Here is a 19,192-nt window from a genome sequence, read left to right as displayed (position 1 = left end):
GACTCTCCCTTTTGAAAATTATTTAATACTGTTCCCATCAAATACAAAGCGAATATCATACGAAGCATTATAATTAATAATTGGAATATTAATTTTCACCTTGCCATTTAGTTTTTTTGACAAGTCAGCAACTTCAAATTCTACAACTCTAGTATTATCTTTTTTGTTTTCACTTAACACGGTTGTTTCTACAAATTGACCATCTTTTTCTACTTGGAAACTTTTAATAGAAGCACTATCTTTCACTTTAAATGAAACATATTGTTTTCCATTTTTAACTGTTAATGTTGCTGGGCTTTCAAAATAACTATTCATTCTAGACGATTCATCTTTATCGCCTTTCCATACAGTAAAAGCAATATTATATTTTCCATCAGCTAGTTTTGTAGCAGCCTTTGCATCTTGTAAACCTAGTGTTGCGATAAATGTAAATAAAACAGCAAATACGGCAATAATCATTTTAAATTGTTTAAACATATATTCATCACCCTTCAAAAGATTTATTTACTCAATTTCACTTTACGAATTAAGAAAGCACCTGAAATAAGAATTAACGCTGCAAACAATCCAATACGTGCTTCATCGCCTGTTTTTGGGTTATCTGTTTTTTCAGCTTTTCCATTTTCATTTTTTGTTTCTTTATTCACTTCTTTAGCTGTTTCCTTACTCTCTACTTTTGTTTTCTCTTCTTTTACTTGTGTATCTGTTTTCGCTTGATCATTATTTTTTGTTGTAGCAGCTACGCCATTATCGCCACCTACAGCTTTTACATTTGCATCAAAAGCAAAACGAATTGTGTAGTGGTGGTCATAGTTTGCACTTGGTACAACAACATGAATTTTTACAGCTGCCGGTTTGGATAAATCATCTACTTTAAACTCTACTGTTCTTTTATCTGCCGATTCATCTTTATTAACAACTTTCGCATCAACAAAATTTCCGTTCTCTGGTGCTTTAAATTCTGTAATCCAAGCACTATGATTCATCGGAACTTGTACTCTCATCTCACCGTTTTTCACTATTAATTTTGCCGGCTTTTCAAAATAGTCATTTGCCATTGAAGCTGAATCATTTTCCGCTTTTTGAATTACGTAATTAATATCGTAAGTACCATCAGCTAGTTTTGCTGAAGCATTCCCGTATGGCATTACAAGAAAAGCTAGCATACATACGAACGTTATAATAAAAGCGGGTAATACAGAAACCTTTTTCATTTTTTTTGTTTCCTCCTTGGTTATCTTTCATTTCACTTTTTCCGAAAATGATAATTATTCTCAATTCATAAGAAAAAAATAATCTCTTCTACCTATTATTTAATTAGCATTCTTTTATGTAACATAAGCATTATTGATTATCATTCTCATTTAATATTAAAAATAATATCTCACCCTATTCCTTATACGAAGGCATAGAAACTGAGAAAAAATTATAAAACGTATTTATTGATTATCATTCTCAATGTAAGTCAAAAAAAATAAACTTTCTCTTCTCCTCTTCTTTCACCTCTTCCCATAACAACACTATAGTTATAGAAACCCCGTTTCCCTCACTTCCCTTCCAACATTTCCACAACTAAGTCAATCTTAGCCTACTCATAATTTTTTTGTCAACTATATTACGTATAAAATTTTTAATATCTAAATTTCTCTATATGCGGCTTTTTTTACAAAAAAAGAGACTTTCTATTATAGAAAGCCTCTTTTCTCTATTTTTCTACAGCAATTTCCTGCTTTTGAAACTTAGAAACTATATAACCAAATCCTATACCGATTATACCTGGAACTAACCAACCAATTCCTACACTATATAATGGAATCTTATCTAAAATAGGTGCTAGCGCTGCAATTTGAAGGTTTGCATTGTGTAACCCATCAAAGAAACTTATTGCAAATGCTCCTACAATCCCGCCCACATACATCGCTAATGGAAGACGAACGTAGTTTTCAACAAGTGATAATACGATAAGTACGATTCCAATTGGATAAATTGCGATTAAGATTGGTAATGCTAATGCATTTAACTGAGTTAACCCAAGGTTTGCTACCATAAATGCTAATACACAGAAAATGAAAACGACTTTTTGATAAGAAAGCTTTGGTAATAAGGAAGAGAAGTAATCACCACAAGCTGCAACAATACCTACAGAAGTTGTTAAACATGCTGCTGTAATTGCGATCCCTAGTAATAAAGTTCCGTAGCTACCAAATAAATGATTCACGACATTTGTTAAAATAATTCCTCCGTTTGCGCCCATTCCAAGTGACACACTAGAAGCTCCAAGATAAGCAAGTGCTAAATACACAAGTAGTAGACCAAGCGCTGCAATAAATCCTGCAAAGATTGTTACTTTTGCAATACTGTTTTTATTTGTAATGCCTTTTTCTTTTAACGCATGAATTACAACATTTCCGAATACCAGTGCTGCAAGTCCATCTAAAGTTAAATATCCATCAATAAATCCTTTAAAGAGAGGAGCACTATACGCTTCTGTCGGTGCACCAAATTCTCCAATTGGTGTAATAAGTGCTTTACCTACGATAATTGCAATAACAGCTAATAATATTGGAGTTAGCACTTTACCAATACGACCCACTAATTTCGAAGGATTTAAAGCTAAATAGAAAGTGACTGCAAAGAAAATAAGTGTAAAGATAACAAGTGGATATGACTGACCAGCTATCTCACTTGGTAAAAACGGTGCAACACTCATCTCATACGCTACTGTTCCTGTACGCGGCACACTTACGAATACGCCTAAACATAAATAAATTGCAGTGATAAAAACAAGTGCGAATATAGGATGTACACGTCCTGCTAGCTCATTAATATCTCCCTTTAAAGCTATAACAATTACTCCTAATAAAGGTAGTCCAACGCCTGTTACGATAAAACCAAACAACGCAATCCATACGTCTGTTCCAGCGCCTTGTCCTAATGCTGGTGGAAAAATCATATTACCCGCACCAAAAAACAGTGCAAATAACATTAAACTTATTGCAAACATCTCTGAAAACTTTAAAGATGATTTCATTTCTACTAACCTCCTAAAATAATAAATTAACAAAATATTCTGAATTAAAATCCGTTACATATCCTCTTTCAAGCATACTTCCCCGTAAAAGAACGCAAAAAACACCCGTCCCTAATAAAGGGACGAGTGTTGAAATCGTGGTTCCACCCTTATTCTAATAAAATGAATTTATAACGAAATAAGCTCATTTTATAGCTCGTGTAAATTGATAACGGTTTTATCCGCCAAGAATTACAATGCATCATGTATGCAGTTCACTCTTGAAGTTTAGAGGTGGTAAGCTTGTCTTTTCGTATTAGGAAGCTCACAGCCTAAGGCTTCCCTCTCTGAGAATCGTAAAATACAACTCATGTCCTCATCATTACTTTTATAAAATATCTTGTCGAAACTTGTTGTTTTTTATTATATGGGCTATTTTTTAAAAAATCAATAGTTTTATTTTTTCTGACAAAAAAATATAGGGAGAAAATTTTTCCTCCCTATAACTGCCCTATTAAAATTTCTAACTCTTCAGCTGTAACGCTCCGCCACTTTCCAACTTCAAGCTCATTTAGCTCTATATTCATAATGCGTACTCGCTTTAGCTTTATTACAGTAAATCCGAAAGCACGACTCATTCTACGAATTTGCCTGTTCATTCCTTGCGTTAAAACGATACGAAATGTTGATTGATCGACTCTTGTCACTTTGCACGGCTTCGTCATTCCATCTTTAATCTTTACACCGCGGGACATCTCATCAATAAACCAGTCCGTAAAAGGTTTATCGACTGTGACAACATATTCTTTCTCGTGCTCATGATCACCGTGTAAAATTTGATTGGCCATCCCGCCGTCATTCGTTAATAAAATAAGTCCTTCCGATGCTTTATCTAATCGCCCAACTGGAAAGATTCGCTCTGGGTAATTGATATAATCAATAATATTATCTTCAATATGATCGGCTGCTGTACAAGTAATTCCGACTGGTTTATGAAATGCGATATACACTTTTTCTTTCTCTTCTTTTACAATAACTTGCCCATCAATCGTTACCCTATCACCATCGCTTACGAGTGCACCGTGCGTACATATTTCGCCGTTAATAGCCACGCGTCCAGCTTTAATGAGGCGATCTGTTTCACGTCTGGAGCATGATTTTGCTTCGCTTATGTATTGGTTGATTTTCATGTTTTGTTCCTTTTCACATATATTAAAAGCGTCAATCTATGGCAATATCATTCTGCCACGATTGACGCTTTTTCACTTCGCAAAAACAACTAAATAAATAACCCCAATCACCAAAAATATTCCACAACAAGCTAACAATACTTTTGCAAGTTTGTCCATAAACATATAATGGTTTCCCCTTTGTTTCGTTGTTTTCTATTTTAATTCGACAACTGTTACGCCTAGGCCTCCCTCGCCCATGTCACCGTAACGGAAGGTTTTTACACCGCGATGCTTCTTCAAGTAATCTTGTACACCTTGGCGAAGTGCTCCTGTCCCTTTACCGTGAATAATTGATACGCGAGGATAGCTTGCAAGCTGGGCATCGTCTAAGTATTTCTCAACGCGCGCCATTGCATTTTCAAATCGTTCACCACGAAGGTCAAGTTCTAATGAAACATGATAGTCTCTACCTTTTACCGTTGCAACTGCTTTTTTCTCTGTTTGCTTCGGTGTGTTAATGTATTCCATATTAGATTCTTTCACTTTCATCTTCAGAATACCGATTTGTACGCTCCACTCTGTATCGCTTACTTTTTCAAGTAGTTGACCTTTTTGACCGAACGTTAATACTTTCACTTCATCACCTGCACGTAACTGTTGTTTCGGTGCAGTGTTTTTCACATTTACTTTTTGTTTCTTAACAAGCTCTGGCGCTGCGCCTTCTAGACGACTCTTCGCTTCAATTAGCTCGTGGTCTTTCACATTTGCAAGCTGTGCTTTACGCAATTGACGAAGTTCTTGAATAATACCTTCTGCTTCTTTCTTCGCAGCTTCGACTTTTTCTTCCCCTTCTTTTTGCGCTTTTAATAATCGTTCGTCGCGATCTTCGTTAAATTCAATAATTTGACGTTGTAACTCACGATGAAGTTTCTCAGATTGTTTGCGAAGCGCTTCTGCTTCGTTCCAGTCACGCTCTGCGTTCTTCTGGCTTTCTTCTAACTTCGCAATCATATTTTCAATTTTATTCGTATCTGTACTAATGTGGTTACGTGCTTGGTCAATAACGCGATCAGATAATCCAAGACGTTTCGAAATTTCAAAGGCATTACTACGTCCTGGTACACCGATTAATAATTTATACGTTGGGCTTAACGTGTTCACATCAAACTCAACACTCGCATTAATAACTTGCTCACGGTTATATCCGTATGCTTTTAATTCTGGATAATGCGTCGTTGCAACAACGCGAGCACCGCGATTACATACTTCATCTAAAATTGAAATGGCAAGTGCAGCCCCTTCTTGCGGGTCTGTTCCAGCACCTAATTCATCGAATAAAACTAAACTTTCAAAATCAGCTTTTTCTAAAATATCAACGATGTTCACCATATGTGAGGAGAACGTACTTAAACTTTGTTCAATCGATTGCTCATCACCGATATCAGCAAAGATATTTTTGAATACACAAATCTCTGACTCATCCATTACTGGAATGTGAAGGCCAGATTGCGCCATTAACACACAAATACCAACTGTTTTCAGCGTAACTGTTTTACCACCTGTATTCGGTCCTGTAATAACAATTGTCGTGAAATCTTTACCTAACATAATGTTATTTGGCACGATTATTTCTGGATCGATTAGCGGATGGCGAGCTTGTCTTAAATCCATATAACGCTCGTTATTTACGATTGGTTTCGTTGCTTTAATTCGTTTCGCATAAAAAGCTTTCGCAAAGATGAAATCAAGATTTGCAACTACTTCTACGTTTGATAAAACGATATCGGCTTCTACTGCTACTTCTTCTGTTAACATCAATAAGATGCGTTCAATTTCTTGTTTTTCTTTCACACGTGCTTCTTGTAGTGCATTATTTAATTCTACAATTACTTGTGGTTCAATAAATAACGTTTGTCCAGAAGCCGATTGATCGTGAACAATACCACCATATACGCCGCGATATTCTTGTTTTACTGGGATTACGTAACGTTCGTTACGAATCGTTACAATCGAATCAGACAGCATCTTTTGCGCGTTTGAAGAGCGCGTCATATTTTCTAACTTTTCACGAATACGACTTTCCGCAGTACGAATTTGAGTACGAATACCACGCAGTTTATCACTTGCGCTATCGACTACTTCACCGCCGTCACCGATGCAATTTGTAATTTTCTTTTCTAAATCATATAAAGATACAATTTGAGCGACGTGAGTTTCTAAAATCGGAAGCTCGACACCGTTATCAGCCATATCTTCAATGAAGCGTTTCATATTACGACTACCATACATCGTATTTGCAATATCAAGTAATTCATTTGGACTTAACATACTCCCAATTTTTGCACGCTTCACATTTGAGCGAATATCCGTAATACCACCTAATGGTGCACTACCTTTTAAACGAATAACTTTCGCTGCTTCATCCGTTGTATCTTGCATTTCTACAATTTCTTCAAAATCAGTGCTCGGCACTAAATGCTTCACTTTGTCACGACCAAGTGAAGATGCTGTATGTTCAAGTAATTGTTCTTTTACTTTATTGTATTCTAATACACGCAACGTTCTTTCTAACATGTTGCAGGTCCCCCTTGTATTACTTATTACGTTTAATATAGTCTAATAAACGTTCAATATCCCACGTGTTAATCACGTTATCTTTTTGAATCCAACCTTTACGTGCTGCTGCTACACCTGTTTCCATATCTTCTAACATTTCAAGCGTATGAGCATCCGTATTAATCGCTACTTTCACACCAGCATCTTGTGCTTGTTTTAATAATTTCGCGCTTAAATCTAGACGGTTCGGATTCGCATTTAATTCTAAAACTGTATTTGTCTCTTTTGCTAGTTCAATTAATAAATCTGTATCTACATCATAACCCTCACGACGCCCGAGAAGACGTCCTGTAGGATGGGCAATCATTGTGACATGTTTATTCTCAAGTGCAGTACGTAGACGCTTCATAATCGTTTCACGGTCTTGTGAGAAGCTAGAGTGAATCGCTCCAATGACATAATCTAATTCTGCTAATACTTCATCATCAAAATCAAGCGAGGCATCTGGTAAAATGTCCATTTCAATTCCGCGTAAAATTGTAATGTCTGGATACTTTTCATTCATACGTTCAATTTCTTTCGCTTGCTCACGAAGACGCTCTTTCGTTAAACCGTTCGCCACTTTTAAGTATTGCGAGTGATCAGTAATCGCCATAAACTTATATCCACGAGCACGGCACGCTTGTACCATTTCTTCAATAGAAAAAGCACCGTCACTCCAAGTTGTATGCATATGTAAATCACCTTGTATATCGGAAAACTGAATTAAGTTCGGATACTCTTTAATTAATTCAATTTCTTTTCCATCTTCACGCACTTCTGGCGGAATAAATGGCAAACCGAAATGAGCAAAGAAGTCTTCTTCAGTCTCAAATGTTTTCACTTCACCTGTTTCCAAGTTCTCTACACCGTACTCACTAATTTTCTCGCCTTTATCTTTTGCGATTTGACGCATTTTTACGTTATGATCTTTTGATCCTGTGAAATGGTGAAGAGTTGTAATAAACTCTTCTGGTTTTACTAAACGGAAATCAATTGAAATATCATATTCATATTGAAGACGGACAGAAACTTTCGTATCTCCACTTGCTATTACTTCAATCATATTATCAAATTGTAGTAAATGCTCACGTACCGCTGCTGGTTCTGTCGTTGCAATGATAAAATCTAAATCTTTCACTGTTTCACGAACACGGCGCAAACTACCAGCGCGAGAGAAACGAATTACTTCAGCAATATTCGACAATTTCTCCTCTATTTCCCCGGCAATAGGCAATACCATCGCAATTGGTAAACGCTCTGGACGAGAGCCTACTTGATCGATTGCTTCTAATATTTTCTCTTCTGTCTTCTTACCGAAACCAGCTAAAGCTTGTACTTTATTTTCCTCACAAGCAGCTTTTAACGTCTCCATATCAATAACGCCTAGCTCTTTATATAACTTAGCCACCTTTTTACCACCAAGACCTGGTAGTTTTAATAACGGCAATAAGCTACTTGGTACTTCTTTTTCAAGTTCTTGTAATACTTCAGATGTTCCCAATTCTATATATTCTTGTATAACGGCTGCTGTTCCTTTTCCGATTCCTGGAATCTTTGTGAAATCTTCAATTTCAGAAAGACTACGATCGTCACTTTCTAATGCTGCTGCCGCTTTACGAAATGCAGATATTTTAAATGGATTCGCACCCTTTAGTTCCATAAAAAGCCCGATTGTCTCTAATAATTTGATCACTTGTTTTTTATTTACTTTCATCATTGCCCCGCCTTTCTTTCATAGAAAAAAACTTCTCTTTCCGAAAAAAGAGAAGTTATACTCTGCTACCTGTCTGCCATAGTTCCTTCACCTTTTCAGATAGAATCGGTGTATCGTCTACAATTATTTTGCTAATTGATGATTTTTGTAATGGTGTTTGTACTTGTTCAATCGGAAGTATGTTTCCAATGATAATTAAGACAAACAAAATAATATATACTTCTAAAAATCCGAGGATTGCCCCCGCAAACGCATTTACTTGCTTTAAAACCGGTATTTCTGCAAACATATTTAACAAATTACCAAGTAATGAAAGTGCAATTTTTGTGATAATAAACAATATGATAAACGCAAGCGCTTGATAAAATACTGTCTCAATATTATTTGCATCAATCCATTCTGGAACAGATACGTTTTTATCAAATGGATACGGAATAAATTTCGCAAGTGCTGGCGCTAAATCTTTACAGTACCAGTATGCAACAAGGTATGCGATAATAAAGCTTGTTAACTTTACAAGTTGCAGAATAAACCCTCTGCGTAAGCCGAGGAAAAATCCCATAACAAGCAGTAAAATGATAATAATATCAATCATGTTATTCCATTCCTTTTTTTGTCATACTTTCTTTCAATTTCTCATGTTCTTCTTTTAATTTTATGTAATCGTGTATGACGTTTACCGCCGTCAATACCGCTAGTCTACTCGTGTCAAGCGAAGGATTCTTGGCATTGAGTTCGCGCATTTTATCATCCACAATCGCTGCTACCATGCGGATATGACTTGTACTTTCATCGCCAACAACTGAATATTGCTGACCATAGATTTCTACATTAATTCGACTTTTCTTTCCCTTTTGTTGTGACAACTCACCGGCCTCCAATCACGTACAGAATCCTAAAGTTTATCATACCATGAACCTTCATAATATGGAAACAGAAAGAACAATCCGATATGATAAAAATAACAATATAAAAAAAGGGGCGACCATTATGTCAAATTCTATCGTAATTCAAACAAATTCTACAGTAATTGAAGACATGAAACAACAATATAAACATTCGCTTAGCCCAAAAACTCCGCAAGGCGGGATCTTCATGGCAAAGGTACCATCTTGCACGATTACAGCGTATAAATCTGGAAAAGTAATGTTCCAAGGAGGCCGCGCTGAAGCAGAAGCTGCCCGTTGGCAAACTGTCTTCCAAACTCCAAAAACAGCTGTAAAAAAAGCTGTCGATTCACACCGTTATGCACCGCCTGCTTCCATCGGTACAATGTCTATCGTAGGGTCAGATGAAGTGGGTACTGGTGATTTCTTCGGGCCGATGACAGTCGTTGCTGTATATGTGGATGCGAAGCAAATTCCACTACTAAAAGAACTTGGTGTAAAAGACTCTAAAAACTTAAATGACGAACAAATTACTGCCATTGCGAAACAACTTCTACACGTTGTTCCTTATAGCTCTCTTGTCCTTCATAACGAAAAATATAACGAGCTATTTGATAAAGGAAACAACCAAGGTAAGTTAAAAGCTTTACTACACAATAAAGCTATTACAAACTTATTGGCTAAAATGGCACCTACAAAACCTGAAGGCGTCTTAATCGATCAATTCACACAACCTGATACATACTATAAATATTTAGCAAAACAAAAACAGGTACAGCGTGAAAATGTTTACTTCGCTACGAAAGGTGAAAGTGTTCATTTAGCTGTTGCCGCCGCCTCCATTTTAGCTCGTTACTCATTCGTAAAACAATTTAACGAACTAAGCAAAAAAGCTGGTATGCCCCTTCCAAAAGGTGCAGGTAAACAAGTTGATATCGCCGCCGCTAAATTAATTCAAAAGCTTGGTAAAGAACGATTACCTGAGTTTGTGAAACTGCATTTCGCTAATACGGAGAAGGCGCTTCGCTTATTAAGATAGTATCGACAAAAACAGGAGCCTACAAACTCCTGTTTTTTGTTTCACCCTACTATTGTCCTTATAGTTTTGTTACAATTATAATATACAGATTATTCTAACATAGGAGGGGATCCCCATTGCTACTTCTACAAATGATTCTAAATATTTTACTAGGCGATCCACACGAAAGACAGTTTGAAATTAGGGAAAACATTCAGCTACTAAGTGAACAACGAGCGTTCAACGATTTAATAGAGCGTTATGGTCGCTCTTTCTTATTAAACTTTCGGATTCGAAGATTTATCGGGAAACACGATGCTCGCTCGTTAATACATAATCCAGCAAAACTACAACACTTCTGTGAGGAACTTGAATGTATGATTAGAAAAAGGAGGTTTTTCATATGAACGCTGTAAAAGTTAAAAAGCTATTATATGTTTTCGTACACCTCGTAGGCCCACTTTCTTACTTCACTATTTCTACCATTTGAGGAGCTTTTTTCACTACTAAATCCACATTCGAAAATATATCTGATAATCTTGGCGTGATGGCCATCTATTACGTGTTCATGAGTTTACTGTGGTTTTTCTATTTAGATCGATTAGGCAAAGACATAAATAAGATTACAAAAGAAATTAACGATAAGAAGATGTAATACATGAAAAAAGGAGAGTCGCCAAGACTCTCCTTTTTTATGTTAGCTTCGTTTCTGCTTCTTATTTGATGAAGGTACTTTATGTGAACCTGTTTCATGTGTTGTCGTTCCTTGTCCTTCTACTTCTGGAGAACCTAGGCCCGATCTCGAATGATCTTTTTTCACTTTTTTACTCATTTATATTCACCCCTTCGCGTTACTTTTTGCTACAGGAGAATAAACTATACAAAATAAAAAGCGAGAGGAAATCCTCTCGCTTTTTTCATATTTTAGAATTCAGAAGAACCTGGAGTTCTTGGGAATGGAATTACGTCACGGATGTTAGCCATGCCAGTGATGTACATTAGGAAGCGCTCGAAACCTAGACCGAATCCAGCGTGTTTTGTACCGCCGTATTTTCTAAGTTCTAAGTACCACCAGTAGTCCTCTTCGTTCATACCTAATTCTTTAATTCTGTCTACTAAAACGTCCATTCTTTCTTCACGTTGACTTCCGCCGATTAATTCGCCGATGCCAGGAACTAGAAGGTCAGTAGCAGCTACTGTTTTACCGTCTTCATTCAAACGCATGTAGAATGCTTTAATGTCTTTCGGATAGTCAGTTACGAATACAGGGCGTTTGAAGATTTCTTCTGATAAGTATCTTTCGTGCTCTGTTTGTAAGTCAATTCCCCATTCTACTGGGTATTTGAAGTCAGCACCTGATTCTTGAAGTACTTTAATTGCTTCTGTATAAGTGATGCGACCGAAGTCTGAGTTAATTACGTTGTTCATGCGCTCAAGAACTGTTTTATCAACGAAGCTGTTGAAGAATTCCATTTCTTCTGGTGCATGCTCTAATACGTATTTCATTGCATATTTCAGCATATCTTCTGTAAGGTTCATTACATCCCCTAGTTCCGCGAATGCAATCTCAGGCTCAACCATCCAGAACTCAGCAGCGTGGCGAGTTGTGTTTGAGTTTTCTGCACGGAATGTAGGTCCGAATGTGTATACATCACGGAATGCTAATGCATAAGCTTCAGCGTTCAGCTGTCCACTTACTGTTAAGTTTGTTTCTTTACCGAAGAAGTCTTTTGACTCATCAACTTTTCCGTCTTCACCTTTTGGTAGGTTATTTAAATCTTGCGTTGTTACGCGGAACATTTCGCCAGCACCTTCTGTATCACTACCAGTGATGATAGGTGTATGAACATGTACGAATCCACGCTCTTGGAAGAATTGGTGAATCGCAAATGCTGCGATAGAACGTACGCGGAACGTTGCAGAGAATGCATTTGTTCTTGGACGTAAGTGAGCGATTGTACGTAAGTATTCAAATGTATGACGTTTCTTTTGAAGTGGGTAATCAGAATCTGATAAGCCCTCGATATCAATTTTTTCTGCTTTAATTTCAAATGGTTGCTTCGCTCCAGGCGTTGCAATTACTTTACCTTCTACTTTAACTGAAGAGCTAAGTGGAAGTTTTGCAATTTCTTTGAAGTTCTCTAATTCTGTATCGAAAACGATTTGAACGCTTTTGAAGAAGCTACCGTCGTTTAATTCGATGAAACCAAATGCTTTTGAATCACGTAAGTTACGAATCCACCCTGATACTTGTACTGTTTGATCTGCATACTTTTCTGTATCTCTATACAGACTTTTTACTAATGTGTTTTCCATAGTGAAATTCTCCTTTGCTCATATATTTAAATACAAAAAAACCTTTCATCCATAAAGGGACGAAAGGTTAAACTTCGCGGTACCACCCAATTTGTCATAAAGACCAACTTTAACTCGTATGTAATACATACTTCCCGGTTTGTAACAGGCCGGATTCCCGTCTAAGTCTACTCTTGAATACAAGATTCAATTTCGGTTAGCAACTCCAAGGTGTTCTTCACATATACCGCCTCATCAGGCTCTCACCGTCCCTGACTCGCTTTGGATTATAGTATATACTACTTTTCCTTATCATCGTCTTTCATTTTGTTAAACTAAAATTAATGTACTACATTCGAGAGAAAGATGCAAGGTGTCGGAAAATATATGAGCGATTTTTGTAATATATCGACTTACCGACAGTGTCCGACAACTAACCCAATAAAAAAATTGCCGGAATATATCCGGCAATTTTCTAATTACTTACGTAACTCCGCACCGAATTTCTCTTCTACCGTTGTTAGTACACGGTTATGTGCTTCTGTTACTTCTTCGTCTGTTAATGTACGTTCTGCATCGAAGTAAGTCATAGAGAATGCAAGTGATTTCTTGCCTTCTTCCATTTTTTCACCTTCGTATAAGTCGAATAGTGTTACGTCTTTCAGAAGTTCTCCGCCAGCTTCAGCAATGACTTGCTTCATTTCACCAGCTTTTGTTTCTTTTGTTACTACAACAGCCATGTCACGTGTCATAGATGGGAAACGTGGAATTGCTGCGTAGTAAGTTTCTTCAGCGTCTGCACCGAATACTTTTACAAGAGATAATTCAAATACGAATGTATTTTTCACATCTAATTGTTTTTCTGCTTCTGGGTGCAATTGACCGATGAAACCAATTACTTCGCCATCTAATACGATGTCAGCTGTACGGCCTGGGTGCATACCTTCACGTTTTGCTGGTGCATATGTGATTTGGTTTGCAACGCCAAGTACGTCGAATAGTCCTTCTAGTACACCTTTCACAACGAAGAAGTCTACTACTTTCTTCTCACCTTGCCATGCATGGTGAAGAGCAAGACCTGTCATAACACCTGCAAGATGTTGTTCTTCTTTCGGAAGTTCTCCTTCTTCTGTCGGTAAGAAGATAGAACCTACTTCGTATAAAGCAACGCTGTCGTTTTTACGAGCGACATTGTATGAAACTGCTTCTAGTAATTGCGGTACTAAGCTTAAACGAAGTTGGCTACGTTCTTCACTCATTGGAAGTGCAAGACCTACAGGCGCCTTTTCATTTGGCTCAACCATATATTGTTTCGCTTTATCAGCGCTTGTTAATGAATATGTGATTGCTTCATATAAACCAGCACCCTCTAAGAAGCGGCGTACTTTACGACGTTTCGTTTGTGCTGATGTTAATTTACCACGAGTCATCGTTCCAGAAGGTAATGTAACTGGAATGTGGTCATAACCATATAGACGGCCCACTTCTTCTACTAAGTCTTCTGAAATTGTAATATCAGGACGACGTGCTGGTACATTCACGTGGAATGTTCCTTCTACTTCTGTGAATGGGAATTTCAAGTTTGTGAACATTGTACCCATTTCACTCGCAGAAATATTTGTACCTAATACACGGTTTACTTTTTCAGCAGTAACAGATACTGTACGCTCTTGTACTTGTAAGTTGTCAGCTTCTACTACACCTTCAAGTGCTTCACCGCCAGCATATTTCGCCATTAAAGCAGCTGCGTGTTGAATTGCTTCAAATGTACGTGTTGGGTCGATTCCTTTTTCGAAACGTGCACTTGATTCACTACGAAGACCTAAGTCTTTTGATGTACGACGTACTGTTTGACCTGCAAAGTATGCAGACTCAATTAGAACGTTTACTGTCTCATTTGTAACTTCAGAATCCGCCCCGCCCATTACACCAGCAACAGCTAAAGCTTTCGTGCCGTTTGTAATTACAAGGTGGTGGCTTTGTAATGTACGCTCTTGATCATCTAACGTTTCAATTTTTTCGCCTTCTTTTGCAAGACGAACAACGATTTCTTTTGAACCTAATTTATCGTAATCGAATGCATGTAACGGTTGACCGTATTCCATTAAAATGTAGTTTGTAATATCAACTACGTTGCTAATTGGACGAATGCCAGCTGCCATAAGACGAGTTTGCATCCACATTGGTGATGGACCAATCTTTACGTTTTTAACCATTTTTGCAATGTATAATGGGTTTTCTTCTTTCGCTTCTACACTTACAGAAATATAATCAGAAGTTTTTTCTGCTGTTTCTTGTAAGTCGATAGCTGGAAGTTTTACTTCGCGGCCATAAATAGCAGCTACTTCGTAAGCAACACCTAACATGTTTAAGCAATCTGCACGGTTTGGTGTTAAGCCAAGCTCAAGTACTTCATCGTGTAAGTTTAAAATTTCAAGTGCATCTGCACCAACTTCAGCGTCACTTGGGAAGATGAAGATACCATCTGCGTATTCTTTTGAAACTAACTTTCCATCAATACCAAGCTCTTGAAGAGCACAAACCATACCGTGAGAAGCTTCACCGCGTAGTTTTGCTTTTTTGATTTTGAAGTTACCAGGAAGTACAGCTCCAACTTTTGCAACTGGTACTTTTAAACCTTTTGCAATGTTAGCAGCTCCACAAATAATTTGAACTGGCTCTTCTTCACCGATATCGATTAAGCATTTGCTTAATTTATCAGCTTCTGGGTGTTTTTCACATTCTAATACGTGACCAACTACAACACCTTTTACACCTTTATTTAATACTTCAACGCCTTCTACTTCAATACCACTTTTCGTGATTTTGTCTGCTAGTTCTTGTGCTGTTACATCTTTAATATCTACATACTCTTGTAACCAACGATATGATACGAACATACTTATCCTCTCCTTCCCTTACGCTCGTTTGAATTGTTGTAAGAAACGTACATCATTTGTATAGAAATGACGAATGTCATCTACTCCGTATTTCAACATTGCGATACGCTCTGCGCCCATACCGAATGCGAAACCTTGATATTCTTTTGAATCATAACCAGCCATTTCAAGTACGTTCGGGTGAACCATACCTGCGCCTAGAATTTCAATCCAGCCAGTTCCTTTACAAGTGCCGCAACCTTTGCCATGACACATCATACAAGAAATATCCATCTCTACAGATGGCTCTGTGAATGGGAAGAAACTTGGACGAAGACGGATTTCACGATCTTCACCGAACATCTTTTTCACGAATACTTGCAGTGTACCTTTTAAGTCACTCATACGAATGTTTTTATCAATTACAAGACCTTCAATTTGCATGAACTGATGTGAATGCGTCGCATCGTCGTCATCACGGCGATACACTTTACCAGGACAAATAATTTTAATTGGGCCTTTTTCTTTATTATTTTCCATCGTACGTGCTTGCACAGAAGATGTATGTGTACGTAGTAACGTTTCTTCTGTGATGTAGAATGTATCTTGCATATCACGCGCTGGGTGATCTTTCGGTAAGTTTAGTGCTTCGAAGTTGTAGTAGTCTTTTTCTACTTCTGTTCCTTCAGCTACTTCATAACCCATACCGATGAATACATCTTCAATTTGCTCAACAACAGCCGTTAACGGATGGTGACAACCTGTTTCAACAGGACGACCTGGCAATGTAACATCAATTGTTTCAGTAGCTAATTTCGCTTCAATTACTGCTTTTTCTAAGTTACTAATTTTGTCGTCTAGACGCGTTTGAATCGCTTCACGTACTTCATTTACTAATGCTCCCATACGTGGACGCTCTTCTGCTGATAATTTTCCCATGCCGCGTAATACTTCTGTAATTGGACCTTTTTTTCCTAAATACGCTACGCGTACGTCGTTTAAGCCTTTCAGCTCTTTCGCTTCTTCAATAAGCTCTAACGCTTTTTGCTTTAGCTCTTTTAAACGTGCTTCCATTTTGGAACCCTCCTAATTTTAAAAATAAAAAAACCTCGCTCCCAAAAAGGGACGAGGTAAATTCGCGGTACCACCCTAAATTGACAGAACATGTCTGCCCACTCATTAGTTATAACGATCAATTCTGACCGGAACGCCTTTACATATACATGGTCCTGGCGTCAACTCCAGAGGTGAATTCACTTTCGTCTACCATAAGAATGCTTTCAGTCTACGACATTCTCTCCCTATATGGCGATTTTGTAAGCTACTCTTCTCTATCAACGTTTTTCGTTATTTAACTTTTAATATAATGTACTTCAACTTATTATAAGAAGTTTTTTATTTGTTCGCAACCGGGCTTTGCAAATAATACGTTAAAATCCCTGCTGCAACCGCAACATTTAATGATTCTGCCCCGCCGTAAATCGGAATATACAAGTTTTGATTCGTTTTTGCAAGAATTTCTTGGCGTACGCCATTTCCTTCATTTCCTACAATTAATGCAAAACTGCCAGCCGGCGTTACTTCACCATACGGAACTCCATTTTCAAGAGCTGTTCCATATACAGGAACGTTATTTTCTTTTAACTTGTCTACCCATTCTTCTAAGTTCCCTTTTACAATTGGTAAGTGGAAAATAGAGCCTTGTGTAGAGCGGAGTACTTTACTATTGTAAACATCAACACAACCTTCTCCAAGCACAACGGCGTGAATACCAGCTGCATCAGCTGTACGAATAATTGTTCCTAAATTACCTGGGTCTTGCAGGCCATCTAATAAAAGGAATTTCCCATCAGTAAGAGCTACTTCTTTCTCATGCTTCTCACAAACAGCAAATACACCTTGCGTCGTTTCTGTTTCACGAAGTATTTTTACAATCGCCTCAGGTACGATGTACATTTCCACATCATTAACTGTCCAATCTTTCGGAAGGTCTGTCTGATCTGAAACGATAAGTTCTGTTACAATTCCTGTCTTCAAAGCTTCCTCGACTAAGTGGAATCCTTCTACAAAAAATAAACCTTTTTTATCGCGTTCTTTTTTCGTTTGCAGCTTTTTCCACTGCTTTACACGCGGATTTTGTACTGAATCAATGTTTTTCATAATATGTATTTCCCTCTCTTCTTGTCTTATCATTATAGCCTATTTTTCATACATATTTACATAAAAAAGAACAAAAACTAACGTCAGTTTCAATTCTGAAGAAGAGGTGAAAGCAATGAGTTTTAATTTACGCGGTGCCGTATTAGCGAATGTATCTGGAAATTCACAAGATCAATTACAAGAAACAATCGTCGATGCAATTCAAAGCGGTGAAGAAAAAATGCTTCCAGGTCTTGGCGTTTTATTTGAAGTCATTTGGAAAAACGCTGATGAAAATGAAAAGCACGAAATGTTAGAAACACTAGAGCAAGGATTAAAAAAATAAGCAATTTGAAAATCACCTTTGCATAAGCTAAGGTGATTTTTTTGCAGAAAAATTTTTTCTTCTCCTAAACATTTCTACTTTACTAACGAACTATGATGGAGTACAATGTTCAAAATACATTTAAACCGATCGATTTTTCTTCATATACACCATAAGATAAAAGGAGTGAATGTTTTATGCACCGTATTACGCTTGAACAAATTTTTAAACACCACATTACACAAAAATACGTAAACCGTTCTGGAATGGTCCACGCGATCGCTGTCGCTTACCATGCGTTTCACCTAGCCAAAAAGCATCACGCCTCAGTCGATGCTGCCACAAAAGCTGGCTTCCTTCATGATATCGGACATCATACGTGGTACACAGGCGGCGAATGGGATTATGACTTATATAAAAAGAATGATATCCATGCAATTAAAGGCGCTGAAAGAGCACATAAATTACTTATTAGATTAGGAGAACATCCAAAACTAGCAAAAGAAATTTCTATTGCAATTCTTCTTCATACAGATTCTTTCTTAGTGGAACAAGAAATTGAAAGAACATCTCTTCAAAATATTATTAAATGGGCAGACGAAGCAGATGAAGAACCGGGCGGAGCGCATCATTATCGAACAATTTCTTATGAAAAAGCACTTAAAGCAATTCAGCAATTAGATCGATTGGTAGAGCGTGAATTGCAAATAGAGCAAGCAAAATTGAATAACAAGACAGAACATAGTTATCAATGAGAAAGAGGCATCACTACAGGGTGATACCTCTTTTATTATTTTATGGAAAATACACCTTTATATGTAATATTTAAATATTACGCCTGAAAACAAAATCCATTATTCCAGCTATGTTATTTCATATTATCAATAATATGTTAGCATTCTTAGGATAAAGAGAGGTATCATGATGATACCTCTCTTTACTCTTTATAACAACTTCTTTATACTAATTTTAATTTCTTTAATTGTCTTATTAGCGAGGATAAATGGATTACAAGCACAATGTAAAAGTATACACAACATAGGATTTATTATTTTTATTGCGGGACTACTGGGGGTTATTTTCTGGGTTCTCATGTCTGCAGGTGATTCATTCTATATCTAATTGAATCCTTGTATAAGAAAACAAAAAAGCAGG

The 19,192-nt window shown here is 37.2% G+C and carries 17 protein-coding genes, 3 pseudogenes and 3 other annotated features; of the genes and pseudogenes, 7 read left to right on the top strand and 13 right to left on the bottom strand.

Annotation, left to right across the window (positions count from 1 at the left end; all coding sequences use genetic code 11):
* Positions 1 to 18 precede the first annotated feature (18 nt).
* From IQ781_RS20250 to zapA, 8 genes are all read right to left on the bottom strand, one after another.
* Entirely contained in the window at positions 19 to 477 is a 459-nt protein-coding gene (locus IQ781_RS20250; RefSeq protein WP_000476164.1) for an NEAT domain-containing protein, read from the bottom strand.
* A 23-nt stretch (positions 478 to 500) separates the two neighbouring features.
* Positions 501 to 1,214 (bottom strand): heme uptake protein IsdC, encoded by a 714-nt coding sequence (gene isdC, locus IQ781_RS20245; protein WP_048656156.1) that lies wholly within the window; start codon positions 1,212 to 1,214, stop codon positions 501 to 503.
* 491 nt (positions 1,215 to 1,705) lie between these two features.
* On the bottom strand, positions 1,706 to 3,031 hold the full coding sequence (gene brnQ6 / locus IQ781_RS20240) for a branched-chain amino acid transport system II carrier protein BrnQ6 (RefSeq protein ID WP_000842650.1): 1,326 nt from the start codon (positions 3,029 to 3,031) through the stop codon (positions 1,706 to 1,708).
* A gap of 115 nt (positions 3,032 to 3,146) precedes the next feature.
* Positions 3,147 to 3,402: a binding site (T-box leader), on the bottom strand.
* 108 nt (positions 3,403 to 3,510) lie between these two features.
* A complete protein-coding gene (locus IQ781_RS20235; RefSeq protein WP_016125939.1) occupies positions 3,511 to 4,200 on the bottom strand; it encodes a 23S rRNA pseudouridine(2604) synthase RluF in 690 nt (229 codons plus the stop codon).
* Positions 4,201 to 4,395: 195 nt separating this feature from the next.
* Positions 4,396 to 6,756 carry an endonuclease MutS2 gene (locus IQ781_RS20230; protein WP_000893713.1) on the bottom strand — a complete coding sequence of 787 codons (2,361 nt, stop codon included), beginning with the start codon at positions 6,754 to 6,756 and terminating at the stop codon, positions 4,396 to 4,398.
* 19 nt (positions 6,757 to 6,775) lie between these two features.
* Positions 6,776 to 8,494, bottom strand: coding sequence for a DNA polymerase/3'-5' exonuclease PolX (gene polX / locus IQ781_RS20225; protein ID WP_139846864.1), 1,719 nt, complete (start codon positions 8,492 to 8,494; stop codon positions 6,776 to 6,778).
* Positions 8,495 to 8,549: 55 nt separating this feature from the next.
* Entirely contained in the window at positions 8,550 to 9,089 is a 540-nt protein-coding gene (locus tag IQ781_RS20220) for a CvpA family protein (RefSeq protein WP_000565409.1), read from the bottom strand.
* A gap of 1 nt (position 9,090) precedes the next feature.
* Positions 9,091 to 9,360, bottom strand: coding sequence for a cell division protein ZapA (zapA, locus tag IQ781_RS20215; protein WP_000082701.1), 270 nt, complete (start codon positions 9,358 to 9,360; stop codon positions 9,091 to 9,093).
* 124 nt (positions 9,361 to 9,484) lie between these two features.
* Here zapA and rnhC point away from each other — a divergent pair, with 124 nt between their 5' ends.
* From rnhC to IQ781_RS20200, 3 genes and pseudogenes are all read left to right on the top strand, one after another.
* Entirely contained in the window at positions 9,485 to 10,420 is a 936-nt protein-coding gene (gene rnhC, locus IQ781_RS20210; protein ID WP_139846863.1) for a ribonuclease HIII, read from the top strand.
* 116 nt (positions 10,421 to 10,536) lie between these two features.
* Positions 10,537 to 10,806, top strand: a complete 270-nt coding sequence (locus tag IQ781_RS20205) for a hypothetical protein (RefSeq protein WP_000925539.1) — start codon at positions 10,537 to 10,539, stop codon at positions 10,804 to 10,806.
* Positions 10,803 to 11,054 (top strand): annotated as a pseudogene (locus IQ781_RS20200) (hypothetical protein). The gene IQ781_RS20205 and the pseudogene IQ781_RS20200 overlap by 4 nt, the downstream one beginning before the upstream one ends.
* 42 nt (positions 11,055 to 11,096) lie before the next feature.
* On the opposite strand, the gene IQ781_RS20195 reads toward IQ781_RS20200, so the two are convergent.
* From IQ781_RS20195 to IQ781_RS20175, 5 genes are all read right to left on the bottom strand, one after another.
* Positions 11,097 to 11,231, bottom strand: coding sequence for a YuzL family protein (locus IQ781_RS20195; protein WP_000039588.1), 135 nt, complete (start codon positions 11,229 to 11,231; stop codon positions 11,097 to 11,099).
* 92 nt (positions 11,232 to 11,323) lie between these two features.
* Positions 11,324 to 12,715 carry an asparagine--tRNA ligase gene (gene asnS / locus IQ781_RS20190; protein WP_000432177.1) on the bottom strand — a complete coding sequence of 464 codons (1,392 nt, stop codon included), beginning with the start codon at positions 12,713 to 12,715 and terminating at the stop codon, positions 11,324 to 11,326.
* Positions 12,716 to 12,767: 52 nt separating this feature from the next.
* Positions 12,768 to 13,019 (bottom strand) — a binding site (T-box leader).
* A 154-nt stretch (positions 13,020 to 13,173) separates the two neighbouring features.
* Entirely contained in the window at positions 13,174 to 15,594 is a 2,421-nt protein-coding gene (gene pheT / locus IQ781_RS20185) for a phenylalanine--tRNA ligase subunit beta (RefSeq protein ID WP_000498186.1), read from the bottom strand.
* Positions 15,595 to 15,612: 18 nt separating this feature from the next.
* On the bottom strand, positions 15,613 to 16,647 hold the full coding sequence (gene pheS, locus IQ781_RS20180; RefSeq protein WP_000388219.1) for a phenylalanine--tRNA ligase subunit alpha: 1,035 nt from the start codon (positions 16,645 to 16,647) through the stop codon (positions 15,613 to 15,615).
* Between the two features lie 44 nt (positions 16,648 to 16,691).
* Positions 16,692 to 16,920: a binding site (T-box leader), on the bottom strand.
* Between the two features lie 48 nt (positions 16,921 to 16,968).
* Positions 16,969 to 17,766, bottom strand: a complete 798-nt coding sequence (locus IQ781_RS20175) for a TrmH family RNA methyltransferase (RefSeq protein ID WP_139846862.1) — start codon at positions 17,764 to 17,766, stop codon at positions 16,969 to 16,971.
* An 82-nt stretch (positions 17,767 to 17,848) separates the two neighbouring features.
* On the opposite strand from IQ781_RS20175, the gene sspI reads away from it, so the two are divergent.
* The 4 genes and pseudogenes from sspI to IQ781_RS20155 form a co-directional block, all read left to right on the top strand.
* Positions 17,849 to 18,058 carry a small acid-soluble spore protein SspI gene (gene sspI / locus IQ781_RS20170; RefSeq protein ID WP_000009509.1) on the top strand — a complete coding sequence of 70 codons (210 nt, stop codon included), beginning with the start codon at positions 17,849 to 17,851 and terminating at the stop codon, positions 18,056 to 18,058.
* 176 nt (positions 18,059 to 18,234) lie between these two features.
* The gene (locus IQ781_RS20165) at positions 18,235 to 18,792 is read left to right on the top strand and encodes an HD domain-containing protein (protein WP_000554786.1); all 558 of its coding nucleotides are present in this window, start codon (positions 18,235 to 18,237) and stop codon (positions 18,790 to 18,792) included.
* A gap of 74 nt (positions 18,793 to 18,866) precedes the next feature.
* Positions 18,867 to 18,947 (top strand): annotated as a pseudogene (locus tag IQ781_RS20160) (CPBP family intramembrane glutamic endopeptidase); the annotation flags it as partial.
* Positions 18,948 to 18,971: 24 nt separating this feature from the next.
* Positions 18,972 to 19,159: pseudogene (locus tag IQ781_RS20155) on the top strand (DNA-binding protein); the annotation flags it as partial.
* Positions 19,160 to 19,192: the final 33 nt, after the last annotated feature.

Origin of the sequence: Bacillus sp. N447-1, from assembly GCF_022701035.1 — a bacterium.
In the GTDB taxonomy this organism is placed as follows: domain Bacteria; phylum Bacillota; class Bacilli; order Bacillales; family Bacillaceae_G; genus Bacillus_A; species Bacillus_A cereus.
The sequence above is the reverse complement of the archived record's forward strand: the minus strand, read 5'-3'. Positions and strand labels throughout refer to the sequence as shown.